The organism is Accumulibacter sp. (assembly GCF_023806635.1).
GTDB lineage: Bacteria > Pseudomonadota > Gammaproteobacteria > Burkholderiales > Rhodocyclaceae > Accumulibacter.
In genome coordinates this window covers 16509-29949 of record NZ_JAMTDQ010000042.1, presented here as the reverse complement: position 1 = coordinate 29949, position 13441 = coordinate 16509, and the positions used below count along the sequence as shown (strand labels likewise).

10 protein-coding genes are annotated in these 13441 nt (G+C 66.8%); 2 read left to right on the top strand and 8 right to left on the bottom strand.

Translation table 11 applies throughout. The features are described 5' to 3' along the window. Positions 1 to 43 precede the first annotated feature (43 nt). Positions 44 to 313, bottom strand: a complete 270-nt coding sequence (rpsT, locus tag NFW30_RS07505; RefSeq protein ID WP_295353354.1) for a 30S ribosomal protein S20 — start codon at positions 311 to 313, stop codon at positions 44 to 46. A 220-nt stretch (positions 314 to 533) separates the two neighbouring features. Here rpsT and NFW30_RS07500 point away from each other — a divergent pair, with 220 nt between their 5' ends. Next, the gene (locus NFW30_RS07500) at positions 534 to 1436 is read left to right on the top strand and encodes an ROK family protein (protein WP_295353356.1); all 903 of its coding nucleotides are present in this window, start codon (positions 534 to 536) and stop codon (positions 1434 to 1436) included. A 68-nt stretch (positions 1437 to 1504) separates the two neighbouring features. Then, entirely contained in the window at positions 1505 to 2704 is a 1200-nt protein-coding gene (locus tag NFW30_RS07495; protein WP_295353358.1) for an MFS transporter, read from the top strand. A 44-nt stretch (positions 2705 to 2748) separates the two neighbouring features. Here the strand turns inward: NFW30_RS07495 and NFW30_RS07490 are convergent, their stop codons facing one another. The 7 genes from NFW30_RS07490 to NFW30_RS07460 form a co-directional block, all read right to left on the bottom strand. Next, the gene (locus NFW30_RS07490; RefSeq protein WP_295353359.1) at positions 2749 to 3969 is read right to left on the bottom strand and encodes a hypothetical protein; all 1221 of its coding nucleotides are present in this window, start codon (positions 3967 to 3969) and stop codon (positions 2749 to 2751) included. Positions 3970 to 3980: 11 nt separating this feature from the next. Next, entirely contained in the window at positions 3981 to 5513 is a 1533-nt protein-coding gene (locus tag NFW30_RS07485) for an exopolyphosphatase (protein ID WP_295353361.1), read from the bottom strand. A gap of 237 nt (positions 5514 to 5750) precedes the next feature. Then, entirely contained in the window at positions 5751 to 7781 is a 2031-nt protein-coding gene (locus NFW30_RS07480) for a primosomal protein N' (RefSeq protein ID WP_295353363.1), read from the bottom strand. A gap of 300 nt (positions 7782 to 8081) precedes the next feature. Next, on the bottom strand, positions 8082 to 9176 hold the full coding sequence (hemE, locus tag NFW30_RS07475; protein ID WP_295353365.1) for a uroporphyrinogen decarboxylase: 1095 nt from the start codon (positions 9174 to 9176) through the stop codon (positions 8082 to 8084). Positions 9177 to 9236: 60 nt separating this feature from the next. Next, a complete protein-coding gene (locus tag NFW30_RS07470; protein WP_295353368.1) occupies positions 9237 to 10691 on the bottom strand; it encodes a potassium transporter TrkG in 1455 nt (484 codons plus the stop codon). A gap of 11 nt (positions 10692 to 10702) precedes the next feature. Continuing rightward, on the bottom strand, positions 10703 to 12133 hold the full coding sequence (gene trkA / locus NFW30_RS07465) for a Trk system potassium transporter TrkA (protein WP_295353371.1): 1431 nt from the start codon (positions 12131 to 12133) through the stop codon (positions 10703 to 10705). Positions 12134 to 12177: 44 nt separating this feature from the next. Further along, positions 12178 to 13440, bottom strand: coding sequence for a response regulator (locus NFW30_RS07460; protein WP_295353374.1), 1263 nt, complete (start codon positions 13438 to 13440; stop codon positions 12178 to 12180). Between the last annotated feature and the right edge of the window lies 1 nt (position 13441).

Below are 13441 nucleotides of genomic sequence, written 5' to 3'. Positions count from 1 at the left end.
GACGGCGCCTGCCGGCGCCGCCTCGCTGTCGCTAGCCTTCGCCTCAGGCGGCGGCCAGACCCTTGATCTGCGCCGACAGCCGGCTCTTGTGGCGTGCCGCCTTGTTCTTGTGGATGATGTTCTTGTCGGCGATGCGATCGATGACCGACACCGAGTCCTGATAGACGCTCTGGGCGACAGCCTTGTCGCCCGCCAGAATCGCCTTCTGGACGCGCTTCACCGCCGTGCGCAGCGTCGAGCGCAGGCTGGTGTTGTGAGCGCGCTGCTTGACGGCTTGGCGAGCACGCTTGCGGGCTTGAGCGCTGTTGGCCATGAGTCGGGTCCCCTTGAAATGCTGCGGATCAGTCGAAAGGCGCGGAGTATACCGACTGCCACCAGCCGATGCAAGAGCAAAGCGCTCCTTTCGCGGATGCCTGCGGGCTATTGCATTCCGCTGCGTTCTCCCCCATCCTGCCGGCGTTGGGCGATGCCGGTCGACAGCACAGCGGCCGGCTGGCGACTGCGCAACGGGATGATCAGGGAGAGGTGCGACCTTGCGACTCGGTGTGGACCTGGGCGGCAGCAAGATCGAGCTGGTGGCGCTCGACGACGGCGGACAGGTCCTCCTTCGGCGAAGGCGGGCGACCCCGGGCGGCAGCTACCACGGGACGCTGGCCGCCATCGGCGAGCTGGTGGTGGCGGCCGAGCGGGATCTCGGGCAGCAGGGCAGCGTCGGTGTCGGCATGCCGGGCGCCGAGTCTACGGTCGATGGTCGGATCAAGAACGCCAATTCGACGTGGCTCATCGGCCACGCGCTGCGCAACGACCTGCAAGACATCTTGCAGCGCGAGGTGCGTCTGGCCAACGACGCGAACTGTTTCGCGCTCTCCGAGGCAACCGACGGCGCCGCCGCAGGCGCGGAAACGGTCTTTGGCGTCATCCTCGGTACGGGGGTTGGCGGCGGCTTCGTCGTCCGCGGGCGGGTGCTCACGGGCGCCAACCGGATTGCCGGCGAGTGGGGGCACAATGCATTGCCCCTGCCGGACGAGGAGGAGGAGCAGCAGCAGCCGCGATGCTACTGCGGAAGCCGTGGCTGCATCGAGACCTGGCTCTCGGGGCCGGCGCTGGCTGCCGATCATCTTCGCCACACTGGCATTGCGCTGAGCGCCGTGGAGATCAGCAGCCGGGCGAGCAGTGGCGATGCTGCCTGCGAGGCGACGCTGCAGCGCTATGAGCGACGCCTGGCGAAGGCGCTGGCCATGGTGGTGAACATCGTTGACCCGGATGCGATCGTGCTCGGTGGCGGGCTCTCGAACATCGACCGGTTCTACGGGTCGGTGCCGCGACTGTGGCGCCGGCACGTCTTCTCCGATGTCGTTCAGACGAGGCTTCTGCGCAACAGGCATGGCGACTCTTCGGGCGTCCGTGGCGCAGCCTGGCTGTGGAATGCCGACTGAGCGCCATGGAGAGGTCATCGCCTGCAGAACGCCGCACGGCTGCCGCCATCAGCGGAGCCGCGTAGGCGATGCTGTGGCTGCGCCTCTTCCTTCCCTTTGCCGGCGCCTACTTCCTCTCCTACCTCTACCGGACGGCGAACGCGGTCATCGGACCGGTACTGTCCGACGAGCTGAAACTCGGTGCCGGCGACCTGGGTCTGCTGACCAGCGCCTACTTCCTCGCCTTCGCCGCCGCTCAGCTGCCGCTGGGTATGCTGCTCGACCGTTTCGGCGCACGCCGGGTTGAGTCGGCGCTCCTCCTGGTCGCCGCCGCCGGTGCCGCCACCTTCGCCATGGGCCAGGGAATCGTCGACCTTGCCGTCGGCCGAGGCCTGATCGGCCTCGGCGTGTCCGCCTGCCTGATGGCAGCGTTCAAGGCGTTTTCGCTCAGCTTTCCGGCCGAACGTCAGGCTTCACTGACCGGTTGGATCATGACCTCGGGCGGACTCGGCGCGCTGGCGGCGACGGCACCGCTGGAAGCGGCACTGCAACTGACCGGATGGCGAGAAGTCTTCACCGTCCTCGCCGGGCTGACGTTTTTCGTCGCCGGCTGGCTGTTCGTCAGTGTTCCGGAAGAGCAGGGGACAGGCCGGCCGGAGAGCGTCGCGACGCAGTGGGAGGGAGTGAAGGTGGTTTTCGGCAGCGCCCATTTCTGGCGTTTCGCGCCGCTCGGCCTCTGCCTCACCGGCGGCTTCATGGCGGTGCAAAGCCTGTGGTCGATCTCCTGGCTGATGCAGGTCAACGGCTACACGCGCGCCGTTGCCGCCGAGCACATGGCGGGGATGAGCGGCTCCATGCTGCTCGCCTACGTGTTCATCGGCCTCCTCGCCACCGCCCTCGCGCGACGCGGGATCAAGCCAGTGCAGTTGCTCGGCGCCGGCCTCAGCATTTCACTCGTCACGCTGGCGTTGATCGTCAGCGGAGGGCTGCACCAGAGCTACCTGCTCTGGCTGGTCTACGGGACCTTCTCCAGTTTTGGCACGCTGGCGTATTCGCAGGCGGCGGGCGGTTTCCCGCTGTCCCTTTCGGGTCGAGCGAACACGGCTTTCAACCTGATGGTCTTCATCGGTGCCTTCGGCGTCCAGTGGGGGCTCGGCCTGCTGATCGATCTGCTGCAGGGATACGGGCTGAGCCCGGCGATGGCGCACCGCAGCACCTTTCTCGTCCTGCTCGTGGCGCAGGCGGCGTCGCTGATCTGGTTCTGGGTCGCCGGCCGCCGCCGGCGCTGAGGCGCTGAGGATCGCAGCCGGTCGCCGTTGCCCGCTGCCAGCCGTCAGCGGTAGAGCGGCATCGCGCGGAGGCGACGCTCGATCTCGCTCTTGACCTGCCGGTAGTCCGCGCTCTCCGGGGCGGCGAAGCGGCGTTCGAATTCGGCTGCCGACAGGCCTTCGGGCAGCCCTGCAAGCGACGGAGCCAGGTCGCTGTCGCTCAGGGGGCGCTGCAATGCCGCCTGCAGACGCGGCGAGTTCGCCGCAACCAGCTCGCCGAAGCGGCTGCCGGCACGGTCGGCGGCGAGATCGGCAAAGGAGAATCCGCTACCGCTGCGCGCGTCGCGCATTTCCTTGTCAAGGCCGATCGCGTCGGCTGCCGATTCACCCGCCCAGGCGGCGAGCGCCGCCGAGACGACGAAGTGCTGGGCGCTGTCATGGCGACCGTGCAGGCTCAGTTTGACGCGTCGTGGGCGGGCCCAGGATCGTGCCTCCGGCAGCAGTCGCGAGAGCGAGTTGCCGGAGACGTGTGCTGCCAGGACGAGCAGCGCGGCGCGGCCATGGCCAGCCGATGCTTCACCACAGCAAGCCAGGAGCGGCGTCAGAACCTGTCCCAGCGGTACCACCCCGGCGCGGTGGTCGAGGAGCCCAGCCAGGGCGGCCTGGGCATTGCGCAGATTGGCCATGTCTGCGGGCGTGACGGCGAGTGGGCGGAGCTGCTCGAGCAGTTCCGGCTGCCAGACGTAGTTGAGGACGACATGGCTGGCGGCAGCATCGAAGTCCACCCGTCTTACGGCCCGTGCCGCGACCTGCCACTGCCCGGCCAAGCCGGCGGCGCGGATCGCCGTGCCGGCGGCGGCTTCAGCCAGCCACCCGGGCAGCGGCAGCGCGCCCAAAGAAGCCGAGTCGATCCGTGGGTGCCCATCGGCTGCGGCGATGACAGCCGACAGGTTGAGGTAGCGCCTGGCGGGCAGGCCCCGCAGGGGGATGCTCAGACGAAGCTCGCCGCTACGCCCGATGATGACGAACGCCGCACGCGCCCCGAGAGTGCGACTGGCGAAATGGTCGATGGCGGTGTCGAGCAAGCCGGCGGGAATGATGGCCGTGCGCTCGTCACCGTCCTGCAGGCGACCGGAATCGTGGTTGGCCAGCAAACGCCGGACCTCGACGATCGAGCTGGCGGCGATGCCGTCGCTGCGGCTGACCAGCGGCTGCCGCTCGGTGAGCACCGGCAACAGCGACGCCGCCAGCAGCGGTGGCAACAGGAGAAATGGCCAGGCCCGCACTCGCCGCCCGCTCAGGAGGTGCTGGGCTGCAGCTGCCGGTCGCGTTGCCGGGCGTCGCCAAAGCGCAACGCGAAGCCGGCCTTGGCGAGCAGCGCCGCCTCGATCTGCAGGTCGGCCCGAGTCAGCGGATGGGCTGCCAGCCAGCCCCCCGGGAAGAGCAGGTGCAGGCGCTGCCGGTCGACCTGCAGGGCGATCGGCGGCAGTGGCTCGCTGCTGCGACCGCGATGCAGGACGACGGCCAGACGCAGGAGCGTGCAGAGACGCCGGGCGGCGCCAGCAGAAGCCTTCGGCAGGGCAGCGAACGCATCGGCGGGAAGGGAACGCCGGTGACGCCGGACGAGAACTGCCAGCAATAGCTGGTCATCGCGCGAGTAGCCTGGCAGGTCGGCATGCTCGAGGACATAGGCGCCGTGCTTGTGGTACTGGTCATGCGACAGCAGCAGGCCGATCTCGTGCAGGCGGGCGGCCCGTTCGAGCACATGTCTCGCCTCCTTGCCGGCAAGACCCCATCTGCTGCGCACCTGGCGCAGCAGATCGAGCGCCGTCGCGCTGACCCGCTCGGCCTGTGCCTGGTCGAGAGCGAAACGGCGGATGATGTCGGCAATCGTCCGGTCGCGCACGTCCTCATGCCGGATGCGACCGAGCAGATCGTAGATCAACCCCTCGCGCAAGGCGCCTTCCGAGACCTCGAGCCGCTCGATGCCGAGTGTTTCGCAGAGTCCATGCAGGACCACGAAGCCACCGGCGAAAACTCGTGCACGCTCTGGCTCGAGTTGCCAGCGGCTGCTGAGGCCCGCCATGTCGGATGTTTCCAGGAGGGCGCCGCGCAGCCGGCGCAGCGCGTCGAGCGTGATCCCCTCGCGACCCCAGCCCTCGCGGACGATCACCTCCTGGATCGCCTTGATCGAGCCGGAGGCACCGGTCACCATCTGCCAGCCACGCGCGAGGTATTCCTCACGGACGGGTTCGAGATGCAGCTGCACCAGCAGTTCGGCCTGGCGCAAGCGGTTGGCCGTCACCCGGCCATCGCCAAAACAGGCGCGGCTGAGGCTGACACAACCCATGCGCAGGCTGGCCAGATGCAGCGGGTCGAAAGCCTCACCGATGATCAGCTCGGTGCTGCCGCCGCCGATATCGATCACCAGGCGCTGTCCGGCAAGATCGCCGACGCTGTGCGCGACGCCAAGATAGATCAGCCTCGCCTCTTCCTGGCCGCTGACGACCTCGACGCGATGACCGAGAGCCTGCTCGGCGCGAGCGACGAACTCCGCGCTGTTGCGCGCCTGGCGCAGGGTGTTGGTGCCGACGATGCGCAGGCGCGCCGGCGGGATGTGGCGCAGACGCTGGGCGAAGCGCGCCAGACAGTCGAGGGCGCGCTGCTGGGCTTGCGCCGACAGGCGGTTGTGGTCGTCGAGTCCGGCGGCAAGCTGCACCATTTCGCGCAAGCGGTCGAGAATCTGGACGTGGCCGTCGCTGATGCGCGCGACGACCATGTGGAAGCTGTTCGACCCGAGGTCGATGGCAGCGACGAAATCGGAAGACACGGGAAGACTCCTCAGGCTGACAGACGGAGAAAGGACGGACGCCGACCGGGCAGGCAGCCGGAGCGGGCCGCATTCGTCCCGAGTATCGGCGCCTTCACCGCCGGCAGTCAAGCGGCGCCCGTTGGCGACAGGTCCTCTTGCGTCCGTTGGCTGGTTGCGGGCTGGAGAGCGGCACGAGGGTCAGCTGGCGCCCGGCGGCCCGTTCCTTCTTCGCGGCGGTCGAGTGCCGGCGAACGGTCAGAGATCGAGCGGGTCCACCTCGACGTGCCAGCGCAGCCGTGATGGAACGTGCAAGGCCTCGATCTGCGTCAGCCAGTCGGCGAGAAAGGTCTGCAGGGCGCGACGGGACGGCGACTCGACCAGAAGCTGACCCCGCTCCATGCTCGCACGGCGCGCCAGGCGCATCGGCACCGGATCGTAGTAGCAAAGTGCCGGCGCGGCAGCCACTGCCGCGCAGTCCCGCGCCGCCAACAGGAAAGCCATGGCCTCGGCCATGTGTGGCGCTTCCGCGCGCAGGACGGCCTGATGCGTGTAGGGCGGAAACCCGGCCTGGCGCCGCTCGTCGAGTTGGGCGGTGGCAAAGCTCTCGTAGTCATGGCGGCACAGGGCCTGGTAGAGAGGATGCCCGGGAAACTGCGTCTGCAGCAGAACTTCGCCCGGGCGCTCGGCCCGACCGGCGCGCCCGGCCACCTGCATCAGCTGGGCAAAGAGGCGTTCGGGTGCTCGCCAGTCGGCGGCGAAGAGCGCGGCATCGGGAGCGATCGCTCCGACCAGCGTCAGCCTCGGAAAATCATGGCCCTTGGCAAGCATCTGCGTGCCAACCAGGATGTCTGCGTCGCCATCGTGGATCCGCCGCAGCAGTTCTGCCCATTGCTTGCGACTGCTCGCCGAGTCACGGTCTACGCGCAGCAGACGGGCTTGCGGAAAGCGTTCGGCAAGAACCATCTCGAGACGTTGCGTGCCCCGGCCAAGGGCACGCAGGTCCTGGTTGCCGCAGGTCGGACACTGCCGCGGCAGGCGGGTCTGATAGCCGCAGTGGTGGCAGCGCAGGCGGCGGTCGACCAGATGCAGCACCAGGTGCGCCGCGCAGCGCTGGCAGCCCGAGACCCAGCCGCAGGCAGGGCAGCTCATCACGGGCGCGTAGCCGCGCCGGTTGAGGAAGACGAGGCTCTGTTCACCGCGCTGGAGGCGCTGCTCGATCGCTTGCAGGAGAGTGCCCGTGAGCCCGTCCCGCGGCTTCTCGAGCCGCGTGTCGATGATGCGCACCAGTGGCAGCCGCGAACCTTCGACAGCCCGCTGACGCAGCGTGAGCAGGCGATAACGTCCACGCCCGCCGTTGCCGGTGGCGTTGGCCCAGCTCTCGAGCGACGGCGTCGCCGATCCAAGAACGACCGGAACGCCGCTGTCGCGGGCCCGGACGACAGCCAGGTCGCGCGCCGAATAGCGGACGCCATCCTGTTGCTTGAACGAGGCGTCGTGCTCTTCGTCGACGATGATCAGACCTAGTTCCGGCAGCGGCGTGAACACGGCGAGGCGGGTACCGAGAACGATGCGCGCCTCGCCGCCGCATGCCGCCAGCCAGTTGCGGCTGCGCGCCGCGTCGGCAAGATCACTGTGCAGGCTGACCAGCCCGGCAGCGGGAAAGCGTTCGCCGACCCGTCCTTCGAGCTGGGGGGTGAGATTGATTTCCGGCACCAGGACGAGCGCCTGCCTACCGGCTGTCAGCACCCACTCGATCAGGCGCAGGTATACCTCGGTCTTGCCACTCCCCGTCACGCCATGCAGCAGGTAGGCATGAAACCCCGTTCCCTCGGCCAGCACGGCACCGAGGACCGCCTGCTGCTCGACCGTCAGCGGTGGTGGCTGCGGGGCCGGTCTGTTCTCCGCGCGGTGCCGCCCAGCCCGCGTCCCGGCCGCCGCCACTGTCCGCAGTCTGGCAGGGAGCGTCGCAAGCATGACCTGGCCGAGTGGCACGTGGTAATAGGAAGCACAGAAGCGGGTCAACCGGAACCACGCGTCCGGCAACGGGCGCAGGTCGCGGAGGACTTCGCCGACCGGCTTCAGGTCCTCGGGAGCGACGTCGCTGTCCACGTCGACGGCTACGATGATGCCGATCCTCTGCCGCTGGCCCAGCTGTACGCGGACGCGGTAGCCGACATCGGCAATCGTCAGCGGGGAATCGTCCGGACAGCGGTAATCAAACAGGCGGCGCAGCGGCAGGTCGAGCGCGACACGCACCACGCACGGCTCGGTCCGTCGTTCGGCCATCGCTCAGACCGGCGGCCCGAGGGGACCACTTAGCACCACAAGCTCGAGCCAATTCTGGCAAAGAAGGGTAAGACGCTCAATTAGCACACGTTTTCGCTCTTCCCCAGAACCTGTGGATAACTCTGTGGATCGAAACCCCGGAAAGCCTCGCGAAGGCCCGTGCAGCAAGGGCTTCAGCGCACTTGCCCAAAAACTTAGCAATCCAAAAACATATATAAATCCGATAGTTACAAATAATGCTCAGCGTCATCAGCAGACCGGTCGGCGCCGTCGCGCTCATGGGACATTTCTGTGAACAAGTCAACTCCCCCGAGTCAATTCATTGCCTGACCGGCGCAGTTCACGGCTTCGCTGGTGCACCGCATCAACCAGTGCCCTGACGTTTTCCGGCGGGGTGAACTGCGATATCCCGTGTCCAAGGTTGAACACGTGGCCGCAACCATCGGCACCGTAGCTGGCGAGGACCTTTCTGGCTTCGGCGACGATCTGCTGCGGCGAAGCAAAGAGGACTGCGGGATCGAGGTTGCCTTGCAGCGCAACACGCTGACCGACGCGACGGCGCGCTTCGCCGATGTCGATCGTCCAGTCGACACCGATCGCATCACAACCGCTGTCGGCGATCGACTCCAGCCACAGGCCACCGCCCTTGGTGAACACGATCGACGGCACCGGCTCACCAGCACGTTCGCGGATCAGCCCGTCGACGATCCGCCGCAGGTAGCTGAGCGAGAACTCCTGATAGGCTGCGGCCGAAAGCGAGCCGCCCCACGAGTCGAAGATCATCACCGCCTGGGCGCCCGATTCGATCTGCGCGTTGAGGTAGGCGGTGACGGCATCGGCAGTCACCGACAGGATCCGGTGCAGGAGGTCAGGCCGCCCGTAGAGCATGCTCTTGATGTGGCGGTAGTCGCTGCTCGCGCCACCTTCGACCATATAGCAGGCGAGGGTGTAGGGACTGCCCGAGAAGCCGATCAGTGGCACCGAGTCGTGCAGGGCCCGTCTGATCTCGGCGACGGCATCGGTCACGTAGCGCAAGTGGTCCCACGGGTCCGGTGCCGTCAGGTCGCGGATCGCCCATTCCTCGCGCAACGGACGTTCGAAGCGTGGACCCTCGCCATCGGTGAAGAAGAGGCCCAATCCCATCGCATCCGGTACCGTCAGGATGTCGGAGAAGAGGATGGCGGCATCGAGGTCGTAGCGCGCCAGCGGCTGCAGCGTCACCTCGCAGGCCAGCGCCGGATTCTTGCACAACTGCAGGAAACTGCCGGCACGTCGCCGCGTCTCGCAGTACTCCGGCAGATAGCGGCCGGCCTGGCGCATCAGCCAGACCGGCGTCTGCTCGGTCGGCTGCCGGCGCAGGGCACGCAGGAAAGTGTCGTTGCTCGGTCGGCTCACGGTCGGCTCCACGGTTCGGGGATTGGCTTGCACACAGGGAATCGTCCGCCGTTGCCGCCGCTACTTGCGCCAGAAAGCAGGCGTCAGGACCACCAGCAGCGTGAAGATCTCGAGACGGCCGAGAAGCATCGCCACCGTACACACCCAGGTCTGGAAGTCGGTGAGGCCGGCGAAGTTGTTCGCCGGGCCGACTTCCCCGAGGCCGGGACCGGTGTTGTTGATGCTGGCGATGACCGCCGACAGCGCGGTGATGATCTCGAGACCGGAGAACGACAGCAGCAGGGTCATCGAGACGATGCACACCATGTAGATGAAGCCGAAGGCGAGCACGGCGAAGAGGATGTTCGACGGCACGACGCTGTTGCCGATCTTCACCGGGTGCACGGCGCTCGGGTGCATCGCCCGCGCCAGTTCCCGGTACACCTGCTTGTAGAGGACGATGGCGCGGATCATCTTGATGCCGCCACCAGTCGAACCGGCGCTGGTGGCGAAACTGCACAGGAACAACATCCACAGCGGCGCGAAGAACGGCCAGAGCGCGTAATCGGTATTGGCAAAACCGGTGGTGGTGGCAATCGAGACGACATTGAACGCCGCGAAGCGCAGTGCCTCGAGGAGGCTTGGATAAACCTCGTGCACGTCGAGGAAGACGGCGATGCCGATGACGCTGCCGATGGTCACCAGCAGGAACCAGCCGGCCTCGGGATCGGACGCGTACGGGCGGAAGGAGCGCTGCGAGAGGACGAGGAAATGGGTGGCGAAGTTGCAACCGGCAATCAGCATGAAGACGATGCTGACCGCCTCGATGGCCGGGGAGTCGAAGAAGCCGAAGCTGGCGTCGTGACTCGAGAAGCCTCCCAGTCCCATGGTCGCGAACATGTGCATGATCGCGTCGAGCCACGACATTCCCGCCCAGTGGTAGCCGAGGGTACAGGCGATCGAGATCAATATGTAGACCAACCAGAGCCCCTTCGCCGTTTCGGCCATGCGCGGCGTCATTTTCGAGTCCTTCATCGGGCCCGGGGTCTCGGCCTTGAACATCTGCCGGCCGCCGATTCCCAACAGCGGCAGGATGGCTACAGCGAGTACGATCAACCCCATGCCGCCCAGCCAGACGAGTTGCGTGCGCCAGAAGTTGATCGACACCGGCAGCTCGTCGAGACCGACGATGACCGTCGCGCCGGTCGTCGTCAGGCCCGAGACCGCCTCGAAATAGGCGTCGGTGAAACTGAGGTGAAGCTGCAGGATCAGCGGCAGCGCAGCGTATACCGGCAGCACGGTCCACACCAGGGCGACCATCAGGAAACCGTCGCGGATCGTCAGGTCGCGCGTCTCGCGGCGCGTCGCCCACCACAGGCCAAGGCCGGTGGCGACGGTGAGAACGACCGCCTCGTCGAAAGCGCTCTCGGCGCCATCGTGCATGAACCAGGAAAGCAGCAACGGCACCAGCATCGTCATGCCGAACATCAGGATGACCAGCGAAAGCACCCGTACCACCGGGTAATAGCGTTGCATGGCGCTCTGCCTCAGAAGAAGTGGAAGCCGACGGCGAAAAGCTTCTCGACCTGCTTGACCACCTTCTTGTCCAGGCAGAAGACGATGACGTGGTCATCGGTTTCGACGACCACGTCCTTGTGCGCGATCAGCACGCGGCCCTTCTGCTTCTTCTTCGCCAGCCCGAGGTAGCCGACGTCACGATTGCGGTTGAGATCGCGGACGATGGCGGCGATGAAGGCGCCATGAATCTGCGGCAACTCGTCGATTCGCCGACCGACGACCTTCGACGTCTTGCGATCCCCGTGTGCGACCACCTCGAGCGCCTCGGCGGCACCCCGTCGCAAGCTGTGCACCTGCGCCACGTCGCCATGCCGGACATAGGTCAGCAACGAACCGATCGACACCTGCGCCGGCGAGATGGCGATGTCGATCGGGCCTCCCTGGACCAGTTCGGCGTAGGCCCGGCGATTGATCAGTGCCAGGACGCGGGCGCAGCCCATCCGCTTCGCCAACGACGCTGCCATGATGTTGTCCTCGTCGTCATTGGTCAGCGCGAGGAACAGGTCCATCGCGTCGATCGCCTCCTGCTGCAGCAACTCCTCGTCGGTGGCATCGCCGCTGAGCACCAGGGCCGATTTCAGTGCGCCGGCGACGTGTTCGGCACGCCGCCGATCCACCTCGATCACCTTGACCTGGCAACGCGCCTGCAGCGCTTCCGCGACGCGCAGCCCGATGTTGCCACCGCCGGCGATCATCACCCGCTGCACCGGTTCGACCGAGCGACGCAGCTCGCGCATCACGGCCCGGATGTGCTCCTCGGCGGCCAGCAGGAAGACCTCGTCGCCGTCCTCGACCACCGTTTCCCCGCTCGGCGTGATGGCGCCATCGCGGCGGTAGATGGCGGCGATGCGGCCATCGATCTCGGCTGGCAGATGGCTACGCATCTCCTTGATCGCACTGCCGACAAGGAGGCCGCCGGCGTAGGCCCGCACGCCCACCAGGACCACCGAACCACCGGCAAAACTGAGCACCTGCAGCGCCTCAGGGAAGTCGACCAGGCGCGCAATGTACTCGGTGATCACCTTCTCCGGTACCAGCGCGTAATCAACGGCGAAGTTCTCCGGCGCCAGCAGCTTCTCGCTGTCGACGAAGTCAGGGGCTCGCAGGCGGGCGATTCGCGACGGCACGTTGAAGACACTGTGCGCCACCTTGCAGGCGACGAGATTGGTCTGGTCGCTCTGGGTGACGGCGATCAGCAGGTCGGCGTCGTCCACACCGGCGCTCGCCAGAACGGAAGGATGCGCCGCGTTGCCCTGCACCGTCTGGATGTCCAGGCGATCCTGCAGGTATGCGAGGCGGTCCGGGTCGCTGTCGACCATGGTGATGTCGTTGTTCTCGGAAGCCAGACTCTCGGCAACGCTGGCCCCCACCTGCCCAGCACCCAGGATCACGATGCGCACTGTCCCTCCTCCGCCCCGACATGCAGGAAACCGGTGGTAGCGCCTCAGTCGCGTTCGTCTCCACGCCGGCCGATGTTCAGGCCGAGTTGCTTCAACTTGCGATAGAGGTGCGTCCGTTCGAGACCGGTCTTCTCCGCCAAGCGCGTCATGCTACCGCGTTCGCCGGTCAAGTGGTACTCGAAGTACATCTTCTCGAAGGCCTCCCGCGCCTCGCGCAACGGCTGATCGAAAAAGGCTGCCGGCAAGGCCTGCGTGACGCCGTTCTCGACCACCTCGGTCTGCAGGATGCGGGTCACGTCTTCGCTGCTGATTTCCTCCTCGAGCGCGGAGAGGGCGAGGTTGCGCACCGTGCCAAGCAGTTCCGCCCACTCCCCGTGCCAGCGGTGCATTCGAAGTGCGTTCTGCGCGCCGCTGGAGAAACGCCGCAACGGCACTTCGCCGCGCTCCGCCAGGTGGGCCAGGAGCAGCGAGGCAATCTCGGGCACATCGTCGGCGTGACCCGAGATCTGCGGCAGAGCCACCCATACCTCACCCAGCCGGCTCACCAGCGCCGCGTCCCAGCCCGACTCGACGAGGCTTGCCAGCGGCCGGCTGGAAGCTGCCACCAGTTGCAGGTTGAGACGCTCGAGACGCTCGAGGGCGAAAGCCATGCTCATCTGCTGCAGCTTGCCGAGATGAGCCAGATCGGCGATGAAGACGATGCCACCGCTGGCCTTCTGCAGCATCTCCTGCGTCAGGGCCGAACTCGCCGTCGACAGGTCGAGCCAGGGGGTCAGCGGCGTCTGCAGCGTGCGGGCGCAGATCTCGGCAATCGCACCCGAGGTGCTCTTCAGCAGCAGCACCGACGTCTTCGCCGCTGCCTGTTCCAGACGGCGCTTGAGATCCTTCAGCAGCGGGGAGTGGGCAAAGGCATCGAGGGTGAGCGGCTTCTTGACCTGCAAGGTCTCGTGCTTGAGGGCCTTCTTGACGGTGAGCAGCAGCTTCTGCAGCGCGATCGGCTTCTCCAGGAAATCGGTGGCGCCGATGCGCGTCGCCTCGACCGCCGAATCGATCGTGCCGTGCCCCGACATCATCACCACCGGCATCGTCAGCAGTCCGCCGGCCGACCACTCCTTCAGCAGCGAGATGCCATCGGTGTCGGGCATCCAGATGTCGAGCAGGACGAGATCCGGTCGTCTTTCGGCACGCAGCCTGCGCGCCGCCGCGGCATTCTCCGCCAGCCATACCGAGTGGCCCTCGTCGGCCAGGATCTCCGACAGGAGTTCTCGAATGCCCATTTCGTCATCGACGATCAGTACTTGCGCCATG

Bases quoted from the DNA above. Each gene is read 5' to 3' on its own strand.
- NFW30_RS07495 (WP_295353358.1), top strand. From the start codon at position 1,505: ATGCTGTGGCTGCGCCTCTTCCTTCCCTTTGCCGGCGCCTACTTCCTC.
- NFW30_RS07460 (WP_295353374.1), bottom strand. From the start codon at position 13,440: ATGGCGCAAGTACTGATCGTCGATGACGAAATGGGCATTCGAGAACTC.
- rpsT (WP_295353354.1), bottom strand. From the start codon at position 313: ATGGCCAACAGCGCTCAAGCCCGCAAGCGTGCTCGCCAAGCCGTCAAG.
- NFW30_RS07470 (WP_295353368.1), bottom strand. From the start codon at position 10,691: ATGCAACGCTATTACCCGGTGGTACGGGTGCTTTCGCTGGTCATCCTG.
- NFW30_RS07480 (WP_295353363.1), bottom strand. From the start codon at position 7,781: ATGGCCGAACGACGGACCGAGCCGTGCGTGGTGCGTGTCGCGCTCGAC.